Origin of the sequence: Richelia sinica FACHB-800 (genome assembly GCF_014698825.1) — a bacterium.
Lineage (GTDB): Bacteria > Cyanobacteriota > Cyanobacteriia > Cyanobacteriales > Nostocaceae > FACHB-800.
In genome coordinates this window covers 15,010-34,093 of record NZ_JACJTT010000027.1, presented here as the reverse complement: position 1 = coordinate 34,093, position 19,084 = coordinate 15,010, and the positions used below count along the sequence as shown (strand labels likewise).

Here is a 19,084-nt window from a genome sequence, read left to right as displayed (position 1 = left end):
GGCGTGTCATCTCGATTCAACAGCCCTCTGGCCCACAGAAAGTTCTCCCGTATAGTACCTCTGCTTCACAGATATAGATAATGCCCGCATAATCGGTGAAAAACTTGATTGCGACCTGATCCGCAATCTTCTCTGCCATCTCCCGATTTTCGGTGAGTACCTCGAACTTTACATTGGAATCGGTGTCGGCAGTGCTGGGTTTACCTGTAGAGCGTACGTTGCGACTGCCTTTCCCGCCTGTATCTACCACCGTATAACCAGTCGCCCCGCATTCATCAATAATCTTGGCGACCTTTTTCAGCAGAACCTTTTCCGTGACGATGACGAGCTTGTTGGCACGTTTGGCCATGTTGGTTACCTCCTTAAATTATGTACATTGATCTACCAGGTCTGCCCGTTCACCGGAGCGCTGACAGACCGCGACCCGTCTGGAATTACTTGCCGCTGAGTGCCTGGGCAAGCCCGACAAAGAACGGTATACACAAGCCGATCGCAACTGGCGTACCGACGGCTGTGGATGCACCTATATAGGCGGAGGGATTGGCTGACGGGATACCGGCTCGCAAGGTGGGTGGTCCTGAGATGTCAGAACTGGAGGAGGCGATGACAGCTAGCATCACGACACCACCCCAGCTGAATCCCGTGGCGTAGTGGGCAATCATACCGAGACCGAAGGCAATTAGCCCATGGATAAACGGTGCCACCACACTATACACAACATACCACTGGGCTACCTTACGCAGTTCACCAATTCTTGACCAAGCTTCCATCCCCATGACCAGCATCAAGATCGAAAGCAAGCCACGAAAGGCGGGATCGTAGAAGCTTTTATAGACACTTTCCGGTTGGGTGAACAGTCCCAGCGCAAGACCTAACAACATTGCCGATAAGGCAGGACCCCGGAGGCTTTCCTCGATAATTGGCCATATCTTGACCTTATTATCCCCAGCATCCTGCTGCTGGCTGAGATACTCCTGCCGGGTGCTGGGATAATCTTTTTGATCGGGATAATCACCAGCCGCAACAGGCTGTTCAGTAGAGTAGACTGCTTCTTTACGTTTTTTCTTGTTGAGGTAAATGTTAGCCACAACAATCGCAGTTACGAGCGCTGGGATATCCATGAAGGGATAGAGTGCGCCAGCCCATGCCTCGTATGAAATTTTTTGTTCTTCCAGTACCGTCAGACCGGCAGCCATGGTAGAACCACTCACGGCTCCAAACAACCCCCCAGTGGCGATCGCATCGACGACTTTGACCTTTGGCAGTTTAGCCAATGTATATCGCGCGATGAAGACAACAAGAATCCCTACCATGATGGCAAAGATCATGGGTAACACCATCTCCGTCAGGTTGGAATTACGGATCGCAATTCCACCGGTTAGACCGATTTTGGTCAGCAGCATAAAGACGATGATCGTACAAATCGCCTCGGGAATGACCAATTCGCTACCAAGGGCAGCAATGATCATCCCACCAATCAAAAAGGCGAGTGTTGGGGACTGCAATTGAAGAATGAAGTCCTTAACGAACAGGGACAAAAAATCCACGAATGCCTCCTTGTGCTTCCTCTGATGAGGAGTATTACAATAAATGAACTTGAAAGAGTTAAAGAGAGTAAGAGTGAGGTGCTGGATAAGACACTGTAGACATAGCTTACGGTCATTGACTCGGTTGGTTTAGAGAACAACGTTGGGGTAGCACCAAACATGGCCGCAAAAAAGCCGCCACAAACTGCCCCATAGAGTCTATCGAGGGGGGCCCTACGCCGAAGGCAAGAGGTAATGAGACAACCGCAGCAGTGACAGTACCGAAGATATCGCTCCGGAGGTGATTAAACTGGATGGGATTGGTGATTGCTATCATTAAGGTAAATAAACGGTAGATTAAACTAACTAGAAGCGACCCTTTTCATAGAAAGGATGGGTTATAGATAAAAGTCGCATGGAGAATAGAATCTAAACATCTGCGATCGCCTTTGGCGCAAGCCGTACCCGGCTTATCGCGCACTCAAAGAAGTCTCAACAACAGACTGCCGATAATGATTGCCGAGGAACTTTAATCTCTGAAAAACTAAATCGTAGTAGTTAAATCATTTGGATATTCTTAACCTTACGCCACTCTGGGTAGGAATACTTACTGAGTGAGCAAGAAAAAAGTTTTTGTGAGTATAGGGATTTTTCTATGGTTTTTAGAGCACTGACACCGCGAAGCCAGGGTTCGGGGGCAGCAGCCCAACAAGTCTTTGCAGCGGCAAAATAAAGGTTATTGTTAATTTTTGTAATATTATCAGTGCTTGTGGAATGTTTTTTTTAAATGTCTCTATTGCTTTTGGCTTTTGGTTGACACTGTATGGTCGTGGTACTTTCAGCTTGCAACCGAGCTTGTATCGCACCAGATAATGTAATATTCGGTAACTCACATTTAATCCATGATTTTCATTCATATTGATATTCAATGAAAACAGCTTACAGTGATTCGTCTCAATGTATGACATTGACAAATGAAGTTTATTAAAAGAATATTAAATTGTCATAATAGATAAAAATCTATACTTCTTAATAAATAAGCTGTTGCGTTCCTATTAAATTGCATTGCATACAAATTCAACTCTTGTGGTGCAAGTATCTTGCCCACCCTCAGTATGCAATTGGGAAGCACATTAGATATCTCCAAAAATTAGATATTGACCCTTGATTTATCAGGGTTTGAGGTTTTTAACGGATATGTCTATATTAAGAAGAATTTTGACTTTTATCATAAATTGTCCAAAAAATCAGGATGAAATACTGAACCTATTTCCAGCTACCTGATCAATAGCAAATTGAAAATCCAAAAATAATACCATAAAAGGATACTTTATTTTCACTGATTTTAGCTAAATCAGACGGAAAACAGAAAATTAATAAGTCTCCTTAAATTACACAGATTCAGGAACTTATATTTATAACCATCAGTCCTTGCGATTAGAAACTCAGTAAATCCTGAGTGCTGAATTTCCTATATCAGCTCAATAGACAAGTCGAATAAGGATTGTTATGTCGCTCAAAACTGTGTTGGCTTTGTGTGGTAGGAGTGCTGTGACTTTTAGCAGTCTATCTATATTAGTGGCTGTATCTTCTCCCTTACAAGTTCTTTCTGCCACAACTCAATTAGAAGATTTACAAGCTCAGACTATAGATTTACAACAGCAAGAAAATAATTTTTTTCCCCATCAGTTAGGGAACAAGCAAGACTCAAATTTATTGATTGCTAAAAAAGATAAAGATGACGACGATGACGATGATGATGACAAAAAACGTCACCACGAGCGGCATAACTATAAAAAGAAAAAATATCGTTCAGTTAGGCATTTTCGCTCTAAGAATTGGAATACATTCTTAAAATGTGGCAGGTTAGTGAATTCCCGGCAAAATGCACTAGTTATCCAAATGGATGTGCTAGACAAACCCATCACTAGATATGCTAATGCTGTTTACACTGTATATGCTCGACGTTCAAATAGTTGGGTTCAAATCTATAACACTACAGGTGCAAGATTAATTGAAGAACAAGCAGGACAATTCAGATTAAGTCCAGAAATTATTGATTTTAATCAATTGCAACTGAGAGGTATTGATTTATCTAGGGCTGAATTGAGAGTTGTTGCACAGATTCGCTATGATTTGTCCAGTCAGCGTGATCAAAGAGTAGAATTTGAAAATATCTTCAATTACAGAGATATTGCACAATTTAGTAGCATCAATGAAATCACCAATATCAACTATACCAGCACAAGAAATAATGAGCGTGATGATGATGACGAAGATGATGACGATAGAAGAAGACATAACAATTATCAGCAGAACTATAGTAGGGAACAATATCGTTCATTTAAGTATTTTCGTTCCCAGAACTGGAATACATACTTAAAGTCTGCTAAGTTGGTAAATTCCCAGCGAAATGCCATAGTGATCCAAATGGATGTGTTAGACAAACCTGTCACTAGAGATGCGAATGTAGTTTACTCTTTATATGCTAAACGGAACAATAGTTGGGCACAACTATATAGTTCCACTGGTTCTAGAATAATTGAAGGACAAAGAGGACAATTTAGATTAGAGCCAGAAATCATTGATTTTAATCAACTGCAAATTAGAGGTAGCGAGTTATCGAGAACAGAATTGAGAGTTGTGGCTCAAATTCGTTATGATTTAACTAGTCAGCCTGATCAATCAGTCGTGTTTGAACATATCTTCAATTACAGAGATATTGCTGAATTTAGTAGCATTAACCAAATCAAGAATATTAGCTATACCAGAACAACAACGAATGTTCGTAATGATGATAGAGAACACAACCATAATCGTCGAGACAAGAAAAAGAAAAAGCATCGTTCAGCTAAATATTTTCGGACCAACAATTGGAGTACCTACTTAAAATGTGGCAGGTTAGTTAATTCCCGTCGAAATGCACTAGTTGTCCAAATGGATGTACTAGATAAGCCAGTGACTAGATATGCCAATGCTGTTTATACGGTTTACGCTCGACGTGCCAATAGCTGGGTACAAATTTATAACACTACAGGCTCCAGATTAATTGAAGAACAAGCAGGACAATTCAGATTAAGTCCAGAAATTATTGATTTTAATCAATTGCAAATTAGAGGTGTTGATTTATCAAGGTCTCAATTAAAAGTTATAGCCCAAATTCGCTATGACTTAGCAAGTCAGCGAGACCAAAGAGTTGTATTTGAAAACATTCTGGATTACAGAGATATTACTCAGGTGAGTAGCATCAACGAAATCACGAACATTAGTTATGCAGGTACCAGTGGCAATGTTCATGATTATGATAATGACGACGATGACGATGATGATTAATATGCTGGACGAGAAAAGAATGTGACTATATAAGTAATAGCTGGGCTTAGTTGTAGTAGTTGATAGCTGTGACTATCAACTACTTATTGTAGTGGTAGCAATTTTAATTTACAACACCTATTAGCGTTGCCACTGTTGTAAAATATAGTTATAAAAAGCCTGCTTATCTACTTTATCCATGGCATAAATTATTCTTCCATCTTTAACAATTTTAGTTCTGCCTTGACTCAAACCAGAAGTAATAATTTCTGTTTCCCATGCCCGCAATTCATAAAACTCTGGTTTACCTAAATAAGCAGTTGCTAATACATCCCAAAAATAATAATCTTGGGGGACGACTAAGGCATAACATTGACCTGCCAAATCAGAAAGAGGATATTGGCGTTGTTTTCCCATTTTTTGGACTAAATCTAATGTCACAGGTACATTATTGGTTAAATCTAAAGGACACATAATAATTTTAATTTTTGTTTTCCAGACCTTTGCCACGGAAATTGCATCCCAGTAAACATTCCATTCCGCAGAACCATCTTGTCCAGCTTCTAAACTTTTTTCCACATTTCCTGGAACATTCAACGCACCTCCCATCCAGATAATTTGGTCAATCTTGTCCTCGATTTCTGGCGCTATTTCTAAAGCCGTTGCAACTGTAGTTAATGGGCCAGTTACCATCAAGGTTACTGGTTCTGGTGCATTCTGTAATATCTGCACCATGAAATTTTGTCCAGATTTAGCAACTAAAGGTGTAGTCAGAAAATCCTGTTGATTGAGAATTGGTAAATAATCCACTATCAAAGAATCACGCCGATAAAGTCGTGGAAAAGGATTAATTCCTCTCACGGTACTTTCTGCCACAGGAATATGAGAAAATCCCATCAAATCAATAATTTTCCGAGTAGCACTTACAGCTGCTGGAATATAGCAATCTGCGGGAGTCACCACCACACCCAGAAGTTCGATATGTTCCATTGTCAACAGCAGCATAGTAGCTAAATAGTCATCTACACCACCGTCATGATCCATTAATACAAGTTGTTTCTTCTTCATTACAGGAGTTTCGCAAATGGACGAATTTATGCAAGCTGCTATTCAACAAGCAAAACAAGGAAGACAAGAAGGGGGAATTCCTATCGGTTCTGTTTTGATCAAAGATGGCAAAATTATCGGTAGAGGACACAATAAACGTGTTCAAGATGGAGATCCCATCACCCACGCCGAAATTGATTGTCTTCGCAATGCTGGCAGAATTGGCAACTACAGAGGTACAACATTATATTCGACCTTAATGCCTTGCTACCTATGTGCAGGTGCGGTTGTACAGTTTGGTATTAAAAAAGTGATTGTGGGAGAGTCAAAAACTTTTCCTGGTGCGAAAGAATTTATGGTTTCTCATGGTGTGGAAGTAATAGATTTAAATTTAAATGAATGTCAACAGATGATGAGTGAATTTATAACTGAGAAACCAGAGTTGTGGAATGAAGATATTGGCAAGTAAATGTTGCTGTTAGGTTTTGGATCGAACGATGATGCTGGTGTAGCAGGTGATAGATAATATGAGAAAAGAGGTAGAACAAAATTCTACCCCTTGCTTCTACTATTTCAATATCATCTAAATCTTGCATCAATTACCAGCAGTCTCATCTATTAACCACCGATGGTTGTACGCTCAACTATCTGGTGTGTACCTGCTCTATCAGCTTGAAATTGACTAGGGTATGATGTAGCGTCAAGGTGTGGATATGCTGGTGTAATTGGGTTTCTGGACCTAAAGGTCGAGGATGGTCCATATATTGGTATTGTAAAGCAATATCAAATTTTAGACTATGTTTTAGAGGATGTTATGGCAAGTCTCACAATTCTTCGGGTTATTGCATAATATTGAGCATAGACATTCTTTTATGTGAAATAGACATCTGGTGAAAATGAATGTAGAAAGCTTTCGCCGGAACGTCTCTACAAGAGTTTCAAACCACGCACATTTAATTACCAACAGATGTCTAATGGTGCGAGGATGACAAATAGATGAAGAATAGCGATAAATTTGTCTTCCTAGCGCCCTATTCTCTGCAATTTCTATCTAACGAGATTCTGTACCTTGATTAGGCAGACCAGGTCTTGTGACTTTTCCTCCTGCTGCTTCAGGTTCAGACCCTTGACGAACCTCTGTACCTGCTTCTTGACCAGTCATCCGATATCTTTCATCAAGAGGAGTATCCCCTTCCTCCGTAGTGGGTATATTCGTTTCTGTGCCAGGATTATCTTCTGGGTCGTATTTGCTATCATCTTGGCGATTGTCTTTAGGGATTTTAGATGTCATATTTTTGTATCTTTTAGACAGGTTATTCTCCAAGATTAGTTGTTACTTGCTCCTATTTTGACTATCCACAGATAGAGCTAGCTCTATACCTAATTTAAGAAAAATTAAACTACATAATAAATCATAAAGTAAGTAATTCGGTGAGAAAAATTCAATGTATATAAAGAAATATAAATTGTGCGTAGGCTGTGTTATGCTGTAGGCTCACGCACCTTGAATTATTGGCAGTGCGTTTACTCTGTGAGACAACACACGCTACATTTAGAGTATTAGAAAATAATTTTCAATACTCATAGTACTTAAGAGTAGGACAAGCCCACCCTTAAAGCTTTGGTAATGTAAATTTCTGGAAATTTCAGTAATAGACTAACTTATTCATAAAAAGGTTTGCAAAATCATACCTCTAAAGGAGTGTATATATCTTCTGAATCACTGTTCAGATAAGAACATTGCAAATCAATTTCCCTCAAAGTAAACTCGTCTAAAATAGCTGCTAAACGACTTTCTGGACTATCATCACCTCTTTGCCAAGCAGAAATTAAACCGTTGGCAATCATTTGGCATCTGTTTGTACCAAAACTTTCTTGTTCACCGAATTTTTTTGCTGGTTCTTCTGCACAAGCCAAACCTGGTGCAAGTAATTTAGTAAATAAAGGTACCTGTTCATTAAAATAAGATTGATTTTCTCTATATATCTGATTAATTATCGGATATACAAGTTCATATTGTTTTTTTTCAAAATATAAAACTGCTGAATCATAACGAATGTAGTCGGATGGATTATAAAGTGCTTTAAACGAAAAAGAAATAGGAATAGTATTAAGTTGAGAGGTCAAGTTTTCCATCATGGATACTGCCCCATCAGGAGTTAAATTAAAGTAAAGTCTCACGATATCATTTTTACGTTCCGATCCTAAATTAGCAACTGCCATATAAAAACCTTTTTGTACTAAATTTTTAGGCATTTTAATGGCAACTAAATTTCCTACTTTCGCATTCTGATCTCTTGGTGCCAAATATAAATCACGTTCGATATGTAGAGTTAATCCATTCCTTTTAACAGCTAACGTGCCGTCAGTTTCTTCTTTTGTTACCAACCAATCATGACTCCAGTATCCTTCACTTTTATTACTGGTATGTAAACGATCATAAAACTCTATATCTATACCAAACAAGCTGTTATTTACAAGAGTTTTTTCTTCTGGGTCAGTTTCTATACCAGGTTTCCAAGCACCATTGTAATAAGCACTATATAGAAAATTTCGCAACTGTAACCCTAAATGTTGATGTTGAATTTCCAAGGGTAAAGTTTGAAATCTAGATACTAAGGATTCTGGTAGTTCTATCGGTTTATAATCTGGATGTTTAATACAATGATGAGAGAAGATTTCTAGCTTATTAACAATATCGTAGAGAGATATTTGCAATTGTGTAGGTAGTGCTGAGAGTTGGTTATCTAGTGAGTTTAATAGTTGCATATCGTTCAGAGTATAGGGTATATAATTCAGATGCAGCGTTAAGCCCAGCCCAATATCTTGGCTCAATTAAACCAAAGATAAACTTGTTGCAATTAATTCTTCTGCATCCATACCAAAAATAGTATTGATAGATGCTTGGGGACGACATAATAAACTCTTGGCAACTTGTAGGATGCAAATTCCAGTATTACCAAAACTTTTTTCATGTTGGAGAGTCGCTTGAATCGACCTGATTAAAGCAAATCCAGAAAATTGTAAAACTAAAGATAAAAAATTAGGACGATCCTCGAAAATAGAGGGAAATTCTGCTAAATAGCCAGTTACTAATGCTCTTAATGAAGGTTGGATCAATTGCAGGGGAACAGCAGCTAAACGCAAACATTCTTCAATAGGTATTGTTTTGCTAGCAACCATACTATATAGCCAAATTTGTAAGTAACTAGCAATTATTGCACCTAAATCACTAGCAGGATCTCCCCAATTAGCCCTTTCCCAGTCAATGAAGCGAATTGTTCCTTCTGTGAAAATTGTACTTGGAAGAATATTTTGTTCCCAATTTAAAGCCAGTAGAATATTATTCAGCTTTAGGTCATTATGAGTTAAACAACAAGGTTTGAAAGCTGCACTTAAATCAGCTATGGCTTGACCTAAATTATCATATCTTTGATAAAGGGTAAAAAATTTCAAGCCCTCCCCAGGCAATTTACCAAAAACCTCTGGTGTGATTTTATCTAATCCCCTAGCTAAATTCGGAATAATATCTACAATCTCTCCCGATTTTTCTAAAAAACGCCGATAGTCTTGACGATGAAAAGTTAAACTATGAATTGATGCTAAAGTAGTGCCAATTGACCGGGATATCTCGCTTGGAAAAATATTTTCATAAGCATAGAAATTACCTAAATCTCGATATTCATTGAGATAATTAAATACCAAAATAGAGTTTTCTTCATCAAACAAAACTGCCTCTGATAAAGATGAGCATAAATGACTAAGTTCAGGAAAACTCTGACATAAATTATGTACTTGCCATTCACTCTCAAATTCACCTATTGTTTTACCATCTCGGTTCACTCTTTCTTGCTTGACCAACAGCTTTTGACCATTTGGTAAACTAATCAGTAAATTAAAGTTTTTAGCTGCTTTTAGTTCAATAGTGCTGAGTGAAGCATCTTGTGCTGTGCAGAGTCCTTGAGAAATGAGATACTCAAATACGTTTTGATCACTTAAAATAATTTTCATAGCTTTAAATCAAGATTTCATGAAGTGCAGGAAAGATTATTACTGGCAGATACTCACTAGGTTTTAAATGATTTGGTTAATAAAGTAATAGTATCAATTGCATAAATTGCTAAAGCAAATTCCAGAGCTTTGACTCCATAATTCAACACTTGATATACGGAGGTATGTTCACCACCAAAGATAAATTGAGATTCAATATTATTGATATTTGTTAGAAACTTATCTACATCATCGACCTGTAAATCATTAATTTTAATTTTAGCCATACCATTTTAATTCCTGCCAATAAATGATGTTCTATATAGATAATTTTGAGAAATCCAGGGCTATTTTCCATGTTCAATCCAATAGATTTTCTGGTAAATTAACCCTGGAAAGCTATTTATGTGACTAGAAAACTAAACAGCAGTTAGATTTAGTATTCTAGTAATGGTAACCATCGCTAAAAGATTTAACTATGTGCTTAATAGTAGCGATACCATAACCAGCTACGAAAAATTCCAGATACTTCACACCATATTCAGTGTAGGAATGAAAGTCGCTGCTATCATCACCACCATTAACTGCTAGAGCACTAGCTGCACTCAAATCGTCCAAATAGCTTTCCGAATCTTGGAACAATTCAGAACCAGTGACATTCAATTGAGACAAATGAATACTTGCCATAATTTCCTCCTGAACAATTATTTTTAAACTGGTTTGTACTGAGATTTAGTGATAAGAATCACTGAAAGATTTAGCGATGTGCTTAACAGTCGCAATACCATAACCAGCTACTAAAAACTCTAGATACTTGACACCATATTCAGTGTAAGAACCAAAGTCGCTGCTGTCGTAACCACCATTGACTGCTAGAGAAGCAGCTTCACTTAATTCATTCAAGTAGCTTTCAGAATCTTGGAATAGTTCAGAACCAGCAAAATTTAATTCAGCAAGTGTGATATGAGCCATGATTTCCTCCTACTACAAACTAGTTGCAACCTGAACATTGGGGAAGCTTAGTGATAAGAATTGCTGAAAGATTTAGCAATGTGCTTAACAGTGGCAATACCATAACCAGCTACGAAAAATTCCAGGTACTTGACACCATATTCAGTGTAAGAACCAAAGTCGCTGCTATCATCACCACCATTTACAGCTAGAGCACTAGCTTCACTTAATTCGTTCAAGTAGCTGTCAGCATCTTGAAATAATTCAGAACCAACTATATTTAATTCCGAGAGTTTAATACTAGCCATGTTTTCCTCCTGAATTTGCTTTCCGCAAATTTATTTTTTCGGTTAGTTAAGTGTTGTTGTCCTTCACTTAACCGATAACTCAATTTTTATTGGTGCTGCTTCAAAAAATCAATAGCTCAACCCAGTCTAAAAGGACATAAATAAATGTCTTGTGTCTGTTATGTCTAGACTTATGACCACTTTCAACTATACAAAAAACGTGCATGATTGATTATTTATCATGCACGTATAAATTAAGGAATCGATAAATGCTAGAGGGTTATTTTAAAACTCGAACTCTTCTCTTAAGCTATCATTGATATCATTTATTTCATTTCTCCACCTCTGAATGCTACTGTCAATTTCTTGGCGGAGTTGAGAAAAATTTTGAGAATCATTCGACCTAGAGTTTCTTCGTCTTCTTCGATACCCACCCTTAATCTTTTCCATTTCCCAGGGTGATAGATCATTTATATGTTCTTGATTGGGATATAAATCAACGATTATGAGATCCATTTTGGTATTTCCTCCACCAATATAGGAGTAGGTGTAAATAAGTTTTCGAGCTTACATTCTGTTCTTATATTTTCGTTTGCTATTTAATTACGTCAATCTTTTTGAGGTAAGTATTTAGACAGAATTACTAGCATTGTGTCTCATCAATATGCGATTGCTGAACATCAATAAAATACATTATGCAAAATTATTAGGATGTGCTATAAGCCAGCGATTAATATTTGTTGTGCAATAAATAAGGTGCAGGAAAGTTGCAAAAGTCACTCAATTTTTCCGATTATGTCCACAAAAGCTTGATTCTATATCAGTTCAATATCCAACACTAGAAAAATCTCTCCTGGAGAGTTGGTATCTGATGCCATGTTGCTGTATATCTTTTCTATAAGAACACTCGGATAAGAAAGTGAATCATGCTATACCACCTAGACTTTCATGTAGAATACCCTGATGACATAACTCAGCAAGAATTGTTCACCATTTGGAGCGAGGAAGCTGATACAGCGCTGCACGCAAAACAGGCAGGAGTTGTAATTGACCTGTGGAAATGCGTTGGTACCCGTCGTGTCATTGCTATTGTAGATGTACCTAATCCTGATACTTTGGATCAAATTCTCTTAGATTTACCAATTATGAAAAAAAATGGCCAAAGAGTTCAGGTAGAAGTGACTTCTCTAAGAAGATATGAAGATTTTGCAGCAGATATAAAAGCACGTTTAGGCGCAAATAATAGTTAAATCACAGTAAGAGGGAACCAAGAAGGATGATCAGGCATTGTTCTACACTGATGCCAAATGTCATATCATTGATTGTTCCCTTTCAGGGTAAAATTGCGTACAATGCGACATTGTAATTGCTAATCAAACTAATGTCACAGGCAACCGCGATTTTAGATTTTTGGTTTGGTCATCCTCAGGAAGTGGAATATGGTAAACCACGACGGATATGGTTTAGCAAAGACCTAGATTTTGACCAAGTGGTACGGGATAAATTTTTAGAAGATTACCGCAAAGCCGCAGCAGGGGATTTTGATGATTGGATGAATGCACCGGAGAGTTGTCTGGCTTTAATATTGTTGCTAGATCAATTTCCTCGGAATATGTTTCGTGATACCCCAGAAGCCTTCGCTACTGATTGGGAGGCCCTTTCTTTGGCACAACATGCAGTTGCACAAGGTTACGATCGCTCTTTATTATCTGTACAACGTTGGTTTATTTATTTACCTTTTGAACACAGTGAAAATTTAGCCCATCAGCGCCAGTGTATAAAGTTATTTCAACAACTGAGTCATGACCGTGATAGTGCTGATGCCATTAAATCTGCCTTTCAACATATGGAAATCATCTCTCGGTTTGGACGCTTTCCTCACCGTAATCAAATTTTGGGAAGGATATCTACACCACAAGAAGAGGAGTTTTTACAGGAATCTGATTCTAGGTTTTAGATGCAGACGGTTTTTATAGCCATCACCAAGGTGCTTAGGACATCCATTGATGATACAACCCAGAGAACAAAATACTTTTCATACTGTAACCTGTTCCCTGTTATAACTTGCATATCTGATTCTTTTGACATAGGAATATTACTAAATTTGATTAATCACCTATGCTAATCAGTTGCAAAATTGATTGAAATTGATAGCTACGAACGAGAGATTTTAATCCATCACTCAACACATTATATTCCTTAGGAATTTGGGCAATTAGTTTTAGTACATCTTCCTCATCACAACATAATGCCGACTGGTAGAGTTCTTCTCGCCAACTAACAGGCATCACAGTCAGATTTTCTGGTGTTAAGGTTGTAGCTAATTCATGATTGTCATCGCTGTTAATTCCTAAAGAATAATTATCATCAGCATATATATAGTTTAAACCCAAATATTGCTCTATTTTGGCAAACAATTCTCCCTCTCGAAATGGTTTACTCATATAGTCATTACAGCCTGATTGGATGGCTAAATGGGGGTCTTCAGGAGAAACTTGAGCAGTTAAGGCAATAATAATGGGAGATTTGTTAAGGCTTTGGGCGCGAATTTGCTGTGTAACTTCATATCCATTCATATTTGGTAATCGAATATCCATCCAAATTAAATCTGGCTGCCATTGTTGATTGATGAGAATTGCTTCTTCTCCATTACTAGCAGCTTTAACCTCCAATCCTACCTGTTCTAAAAGTTTCACTAATAACTGACGATTTTCTCGTTGATCATCCACTACTAAAATCCGGTAAATTGGTTGATTGGGTGCTAAACCAATGACTTGTCTGGTTTGGACTGTGGCAGGAATTTCGGCAGATGAAGCTACTTCTACTGGTAAATCAATCCGGAAAATACTGCCTTGATTAAGGGAACTAGTAACGCTCAAATCACCGTGCATTAAATTCACGAATCTGCTACTAATTGCCAGTCCTAAACCTGTACCTTCTAAGGATGCTCTACCACGTTGAGTTTGCACAAAAGCATCAAAAATAATTTCTTGTTCTTCTGCGGCAATGCCAATACCTGTATCTTCCACTTCTAACCGCAGTATTAAGGGCTGATTTGGTAAATTATCACCATAGTTTTCCCTACCAGAATCTACTTTCATCATAGCCCGAATAGTAATGCTCCCTTGGTCTGTAAATTTAATTGCATTACCAATTAAATTAATTAATACTTGGCGGAGTTTATTGGCATCAGTAGTTACATATTGGGGTAATTGATGATCTATTTCTAGATGCAATTGTAAATTTTTTAAGGCTGTTTTTTGTTGAAACATTTCGTGTAAATATTTCAATAATGCAATTAAATCGAAACTAATTATATCTAATTGGGTGTGACCTGCTTCAATTTTAGAGAAATCGAGAACATCGTTGATTAAATTCAGCAAATGTTCACCACTATGATGAATAATTTTGATGTTTTCTTGTTGTTCAGCAGTTAATAATAAATCACCTTTCATGACCTGAGTAAAGCCCAGGATGACATTGAGTGGTGTTCTCAATTCATGACTCATATTAGCGAGAAAGACGCTTTTAGCATGGTTGGCAGCTTCCGCAGCTTCCTTGGCTGTCTGTAATTCTAACTCTGCTCGTTTGCGATCGCTAATATCTAAAGCCGTTCCCAGTAGCTTAACTACCCTGCCCTGAGAATCAAAAATTGGCTCTCCTCTTCCTAATAACCAACCAACAGAACCATCTGCACGGATAAACCGATGCTCAATTTCATAGGACTTGCCAGTATTAATTGCCTGATTCACCACGCTTTGCAAATTATCCTGGTCTGCCATGGGCATTAATTGCAGATATTCAGGATAGGTTAAGGTTGGTCGTTGTGGATCTTGCCCATAAATCCGAAATAACTCCTCTGACCAAGTTAATTGTTGGGTGGATATATCCAATTCCCAACTACCAATATGGGCAATTTGTTGAGCTTTGGCTAAACTAGCTTCACTACTACGGAGAATTTCTTCTGTTTGCTTTAATTCTGTGATATCTAAATGTACACCATCCCAGAGAATGCGTCCGTCACTCAAATGACGGGGAGTAGAGCACAATCGTATCCAACGAATATTGCCAGTGGGAGAATATTCTCGCACCTGAACATCAAGCACACACATATTTTGTGCTGATTCTTCTTGTTTTTCCAGTAGGTAAAGACGGTCTGCTTCAACAATAAAGTTGTCTATTAACTTTGGGTTAGCAATAATTGCTGCGGCTGGAAGATTATAGGATTTCTCCACACCAGCACTGAGATAACAGAAATTATAACTACCATCTAGCTGACGAATTAACTGATATAGGTAACCATTGGGGATATTGTCACCAATTGCCCGGAGAAAGGCTTCCTGTTCTTGCAGTGCGATTTCTAGTCGTTTACGTTCTGTGATATCTAAAGTAGTCCCGAATAAGCGCACCAATTCCCCTTCTTCATTAAAGATTGGTTCACCACGGGTTTCCACATGACGAATGTCTCCTGATGGCTGAATAATTCGCAGATCAAGTTCAAATGGTTCCTTGACTAAAGCTTTAGCAACTATTTCTTGTTGATATAGTTCCGAATCATCAGGGTGAATTAATCGAGTAATTTCCTCTATAGTTGGTGGTGCTGCGGTGATATCCAAACCATGAATTTTGTAAAGTTCTTCTGACCAAGTGCTTTTTTGATTGATGAGGTCATAACTCCAACTGCCCACATGAGCGACTCTTTGAGCTTCTCGCAAATACATCTCATTTTGGCGTAAAGCTTCTTCAGCTTGCTTTCTTTCAGTAATGTCGATGGAATAACCAACTATTTCTTGGGGGTTACCTAATTCATCTCGGAGCAATCTCATTTCTGATTGTATCCAGCGATAGTTGCCGTAGGCGTTGATGAAGCGATATTCGTGGGCGTAAGTTTCTTGGGAAAATAATTGATTCAGGTTAGTTAATACCCTTTCTTGATCATCAGGATGGATATGATTTTGCCAAAAAGCTTCAATCCCAATTACTTCATTGGGTTCATATCCTAATAAAGTTTTGACATTACTACTCACAAAATTCAAATTAAAATTATGATTGGGATTGCAGCTATAAATCATCGCTGGACAGAAAGTGAGTAGATAATTCAATCTTTGTTGACTTTTCCGTAAAGCTTGCTCAATTAAAATGCGATCGCTAATATTCACGCTACTACCTACCAGGCGATAAATGCGACCGGATTCATCTCGAATTGGTGTTAAACTAGTCAGCCACCAAAAATCTTGACCTTGGAATGGCAAATATTCTTCATAGGTAATCGTAGTCCCTGTTTCTAAACATTCTTGATAATGTTGTTTTACTGATTTAGCAAATTCCAGTGGTAAAACTTCTGCGGTAGTTTTACCTTGAATCTCTGCTGCTGTTAAGCCTGCAATTTTTTCACAAGCAGGATTCATGCCCACATAACAAAATTCATTATCATCCAAAACATCAACAACAAAAATGGATTGTTCAACGCCTTGATAAATTACTCTGAGAAATTCTTCCTTTTCTTGTAGAACTAATTCTGCACGTTTGCGAGTATCAATATCTCTGCCTACAGCTTGATATTCGACAAACTCCCCATCATCGTCAAACAACATTAAATTAATCCATTGAGTCCAGCGAATTTCATCACCAACAATGACCCGATTTTCCACTAACACCGATGGATTGTCTTGGCTCATGGAATTGATGAGTTGAGCAACATATTCTCGGTCTTGTTCATCAATCCAAATTTCATAAGGATACCCTATTAATTCGGATCGCGATCGCCCAAAGTAACGACAAAAGGCATCATTGACAAAGGTAGTGTTGCCATCTGGTTGATAACGAATGATAAATTCTGTCTGATCCTGGACAATGGCACGATAGCGATTTTTAGTAGTTTCTAAAGCGGCTTCTGTTTGTTTGCGCTCCGTAATATCAATAGACATACCAATCATCCGACGCAGAACACCTTCAGCGTCTATGAGCACCTTGGCATGAACCTGATACCATCTCCAGGTTTGAGGTTCTGTACCTACAGCTACTCGATGTTCAATCAAAAATTCCCCTCGATTAGCGATCGCATTTTGATTCGCTAAATCAACCAGCACTCTATCATCTGGGTGTACCAGTGCCATTGCTTCTTGATAAGAAAGGATTTGTGGTGTCTCTAATACACTGGTAGCTGTAAAAAACAGCATATCTGTCTGTAAATCCCTTTCCCAGGCTATGGTGTGGGAAACTTCCAATGCTAACCTTAATCGTTCTTCACTTTCCCGCAATGCCATTTCTGCCTGCTTCATATCACTAATATCTTTAGTGATAGAAATGACGCAAGGTTGGCCATTAATTTCTACTATTTCGGAGGAGAGCAGAGAAACTCGAATTTCTCCTGCTTTTGTTTGCCAATGAAATTGATAGTTATCAATGATTCCTGTGGTTTGGATTTGTTGAAAAATTGCTGCCGTTTCTTCTGGATAAGGTAGTAAGTTAATTTCTGAAATTTTCCGACCAATAATTTCTTCTAATTCATAGCCGGTTGTTTGCAAAAAAATATCATTGACCTCAATCAAACGTAATTCTGACAAAGCAGTAATCAAAATTGGGTCAGGACTTGTATGAAAGATAGTGGCATATTTAGCTTCTGAATTGCGAAGATTACCCTGGATCTGCTCAAAAGCGACTTGTAATTGCCCAATCATCAAGTTAAAAGATTGGGCCATCCGCACTAACTCACGAATTGGTAAATGAGGAGAAACCTGCTGATGAAAATTACCTGCTGCAATCTCCGTAGAAATGTGACTGAGATTGATGATGGGGCGAGCAATCCAATTAGCAATTATTGATCCTAGAGCGATCGCTACTATTACAGCCACAATAGTCATCAAGATATTGTTGCCTGCATTAGCATTCATTTGTCTAAGAATTTGTGGACGAGGTACAGTCGTCACAATTAACCAATTCAATCCATATTCATCACTATAGGGTTGAATTTCCGCTAAATAGGTTTGATCACCAACCGTGAAATGCCAACTTTCCTCCTGTGTAATTGCATTCCAATTCGGGAATTTTGATTTTAGAGCCAGGGTCGCAGACCTCAAGACAGGATTGGCGATTTGGTGAGCTAAAAGCCTTCTTACTGGTTGATTTTTGCCATGTACAATGCCTAATTCTTTTGTGGAACTAGCAATCAAGGAACCATCTCTTTCCATGATTAATACCATCCCTGAGTTGCCCAGTTTTAAACTGCGAAGAAAAACAGCTATTTTATGTAAATTTAAATTAACTGCAAATACTCCTTGACTATCTCCACTCTCCCTATCTAAAACAGGCAAACTAGCACTAATCGTGAAGTCAGTGTTATTTCTAACTGGATATACAGAACTCCAACTAGGTTGTTTTTTCTGATTAGCTAATCTGTACCACTCACTTTGATAAATATCCCACTCAGTCCCATAATTACCAAAAGACAACAGTTTACCCCGCAAACCATTATCTGCAATTTCATATTGTGCAACTTGTGTGGGTTGTGAATTATTGCTGACCCACATAGTCGGTTTTCCATTGAGGGTGTCCACTACTCGCCAGTTTCCCTCTTGGCTAGCATAGATAATATCTGATACTTGGTCAAAAGTATGGATTTTGGCACTGAGATGCCGTTCAACTGCATCTAAATCATTAATATTTAAAGATCCATATCGTACCTCTTCAACATTGATCTGATTAATCTGATGTGGTAGGTCTAGATAATGATCTAAATATATATGTACGCGATCGCCCACTTCTGTCAGGTACTGTTGTGCTAGCTCATCTGCTGCTTTATAGCTATCATGCAAACATAAAAAATTGGTTAAACCTACCGTTATCACTAACAGCAAAATGAACGGTAAAGTCAGAACAGTACGCAGAGGCAGAGGTAACAAGCGATGGTAAACCATAGATGAGAGGCGATCGCACAGAAACAGCGTAAAACAAATGATGTAGCAACAACAA

General features: G+C 38.2%; 16 protein-coding genes. 4 read left to right on the top strand and 12 right to left on the bottom strand.

All coding sequences use genetic code 11. From position 1 onward, the window contains the following. Window positions 1–16: 16 nt before the first annotated feature. Together H6G73_RS17120 and H6G73_RS17115 are read right to left on the bottom strand one after the other, a co-directional pair. Complete coding sequence (locus tag H6G73_RS17120; RefSeq protein ID WP_190606651.1) at window positions 17–349, bottom strand: P-II family nitrogen regulator; 333 nt, start codon at window positions 347–349, stop codon at window positions 17–19. 85 nt (window positions 350–434) lie between these two features. Continuing rightward, the gene (locus H6G73_RS17115; RefSeq protein ID WP_190606649.1) at window positions 435–1,547 is read right to left on the bottom strand and encodes a sodium-dependent bicarbonate transport family permease; all 1,113 of its coding nucleotides are present in this window, start codon (window positions 1,545–1,547) and stop codon (window positions 435–437) included. Window positions 1,548–3,035: 1,488 nt separating this feature from the next. Here H6G73_RS17115 and H6G73_RS17110 point away from each other — a divergent pair. Further along, window positions 3,036–4,859, top strand: a complete 1,824-nt coding sequence (locus H6G73_RS17110) for a hypothetical protein (protein ID WP_190606647.1) — start codon at window positions 3,036–3,038, stop codon at window positions 4,857–4,859. 120 nt (window positions 4,860–4,979) lie between these two features. On the opposite strand, the gene H6G73_RS17105 is transcribed toward H6G73_RS17110, so the two are convergent. Then, window positions 4,980–5,882, bottom strand: coding sequence for a nucleoside hydrolase (locus H6G73_RS17105; RefSeq protein WP_190606703.1), 903 nt, complete (start codon window positions 5,880–5,882; stop codon window positions 4,980–4,982). Window positions 5,883–5,922: 40 nt separating this feature from the next. Here H6G73_RS17105 and H6G73_RS17100 point away from each other — a divergent pair, with 40 nt between their 5' ends. Then, a complete protein-coding gene (locus H6G73_RS17100; protein ID WP_190606644.1) occupies window positions 5,923–6,354 on the top strand; it encodes a nucleoside deaminase in 432 nt (143 codons plus the stop codon). A gap of 582 nt (window positions 6,355–6,936) precedes the next feature. Here the strand turns inward: H6G73_RS17100 and H6G73_RS17095 are convergent. From H6G73_RS17095 to H6G73_RS17060, 8 genes are all read right to left on the bottom strand, one after another. Next, complete coding sequence (locus H6G73_RS17095) at window positions 6,937–7,176, bottom strand: hypothetical protein (RefSeq protein ID WP_190606642.1); 240 nt, start codon at window positions 7,174–7,176, stop codon at window positions 6,937–6,939. Window positions 7,177–7,571: 395 nt separating this feature from the next. Beyond that, on the bottom strand, window positions 7,572–8,654 hold the full coding sequence (locus H6G73_RS17090) for a T3SS effector HopA1 family protein (protein WP_190606640.1): 1,083 nt from the start codon (window positions 8,652–8,654) through the stop codon (window positions 7,572–7,574). A gap of 66 nt (window positions 8,655–8,720) precedes the next feature. Then, a complete protein-coding gene (locus tag H6G73_RS17085) occupies window positions 8,721–9,896 on the bottom strand; it encodes a phosphotransferase (protein WP_190606638.1) in 1,176 nt (391 codons plus the stop codon). A 56-nt stretch (window positions 9,897–9,952) separates the two neighbouring features. Beyond that, a complete protein-coding gene (locus H6G73_RS17080; RefSeq protein ID WP_190606636.1) occupies window positions 9,953–10,162 on the bottom strand; it encodes a hypothetical protein in 210 nt (69 codons plus the stop codon). Window positions 10,163–10,319: 157 nt separating this feature from the next. After that, window positions 10,320–10,562 (bottom strand): hypothetical protein, encoded by a 243-nt coding sequence (locus H6G73_RS17075; protein ID WP_190606634.1) that lies wholly within the window; start codon window positions 10,560–10,562, stop codon window positions 10,320–10,322. 45 nt (window positions 10,563–10,607) lie between these two features. After that, window positions 10,608–10,847, bottom strand: coding sequence for a hypothetical protein (locus H6G73_RS17070; RefSeq protein ID WP_190606632.1), 240 nt, complete (start codon window positions 10,845–10,847; stop codon window positions 10,608–10,610). 47 nt (window positions 10,848–10,894) lie between these two features. Next, window positions 10,895–11,134: a hypothetical protein gene (locus tag H6G73_RS17065; RefSeq protein ID WP_190606630.1), complete on the bottom strand. Its 240-nt coding sequence runs from the start codon at window positions 11,132–11,134 to the stop codon at window positions 10,895–10,897. A gap of 305 nt (window positions 11,135–11,439) precedes the next feature. Next, window positions 11,440–11,583 carry a hypothetical protein gene (locus H6G73_RS17060; protein ID WP_190606628.1) on the bottom strand — a complete coding sequence of 48 codons (144 nt, stop codon included), beginning with the start codon at window positions 11,581–11,583 and terminating at the stop codon, window positions 11,440–11,442. Window positions 11,584–12,039: 456 nt separating this feature from the next. On the opposite strand from H6G73_RS17060, the gene H6G73_RS17055 reads away from it, so the two are divergent. Beyond that, window positions 12,040–12,363: a muconolactone Delta-isomerase gene (locus H6G73_RS17055; protein WP_190606626.1), complete on the top strand. Its 324-nt coding sequence runs from the start codon at window positions 12,040–12,042 to the stop codon at window positions 12,361–12,363. A gap of 131 nt (window positions 12,364–12,494) precedes the next feature. Beyond that, window positions 12,495–13,070, top strand: a complete 576-nt coding sequence (locus H6G73_RS17050; RefSeq protein ID WP_190606624.1) for a DUF924 family protein — start codon at window positions 12,495–12,497, stop codon at window positions 13,068–13,070. A gap of 151 nt (window positions 13,071–13,221) precedes the next feature. Here the strand turns inward: H6G73_RS17050 and H6G73_RS17045 are convergent, their stop codons facing one another. Next, window positions 13,222–19,029 (bottom strand): PAS domain S-box protein, encoded by a 5,808-nt coding sequence (locus tag H6G73_RS17045; RefSeq protein WP_190606622.1) that lies wholly within the window; start codon window positions 19,027–19,029, stop codon window positions 13,222–13,224. Window positions 19,030–19,084: the final 55 nt, after the last annotated feature.

Excerpts from the sequence above, each read along its gene's own strand:
- H6G73_RS17120 (WP_190606651.1), bottom strand. The coding sequence starts at position 349 with ATGGCCAAACGTGCCAACAAGCTCGTCATCGTCACGGAAAAGGTTCTG.
- H6G73_RS17110 (WP_190606647.1), top strand. The coding sequence starts at position 3,036 with ATGTCGCTCAAAACTGTGTTGGCTTTGTGTGGTAGGAGTGCTGTGACT.
- H6G73_RS17105 (WP_190606703.1), bottom strand. The coding sequence starts at position 5,882 with ATGGATCATGACGGTGGTGTAGATGACTATTTAGCTACTATGCTGCTG.
- H6G73_RS17100 (WP_190606644.1), top strand. The coding sequence starts at position 5,923 with ATGGACGAATTTATGCAAGCTGCTATTCAACAAGCAAAACAAGGAAGA.
- H6G73_RS17095 (WP_190606642.1), bottom strand. The coding sequence starts at position 7,176 with ATGACATCTAAAATCCCTAAAGACAATCGCCAAGATGATAGCAAATAC.
- H6G73_RS17090 (WP_190606640.1), bottom strand. The coding sequence starts at position 8,654 with ATGCAACTATTAAACTCACTAGATAACCAACTCTCAGCACTACCTACA.
- H6G73_RS17085 (WP_190606638.1), bottom strand. The coding sequence starts at position 9,896 with ATGAAAATTATTTTAAGTGATCAAAACGTATTTGAGTATCTCATTTCT.
- H6G73_RS17080 (WP_190606636.1), bottom strand. The coding sequence starts at position 10,162 with ATGGCTAAAATTAAAATTAATGATTTACAGGTCGATGATGTAGATAAG.
- H6G73_RS17075 (WP_190606634.1), bottom strand. The coding sequence starts at position 10,562 with ATGGCAAGTATTCATTTGTCTCAATTGAATGTCACTGGTTCTGAATTG.
- H6G73_RS17070 (WP_190606632.1), bottom strand. The coding sequence starts at position 10,847 with ATGGCTCATATCACACTTGCTGAATTAAATTTTGCTGGTTCTGAACTA.
- H6G73_RS17065 (WP_190606630.1), bottom strand. The coding sequence starts at position 11,134 with ATGGCTAGTATTAAACTCTCGGAATTAAATATAGTTGGTTCTGAATTA.
- H6G73_RS17060 (WP_190606628.1), bottom strand. The coding sequence starts at position 11,583 with ATGATCTATCACCCTGGGAAATGGAAAAGATTAAGGGTGGGTATCGAA.
- H6G73_RS17055 (WP_190606626.1), top strand. The coding sequence starts at position 12,040 with ATGCTATACCACCTAGACTTTCATGTAGAATACCCTGATGACATAACT.
- H6G73_RS17050 (WP_190606624.1), top strand. The coding sequence starts at position 12,495 with ATGTCACAGGCAACCGCGATTTTAGATTTTTGGTTTGGTCATCCTCAG.
- H6G73_RS17045 (WP_190606622.1), bottom strand. The coding sequence starts at position 19,029 with ATGGTTTACCATCGCTTGTTACCTCTGCCTCTGCGTACTGTTCTGACT.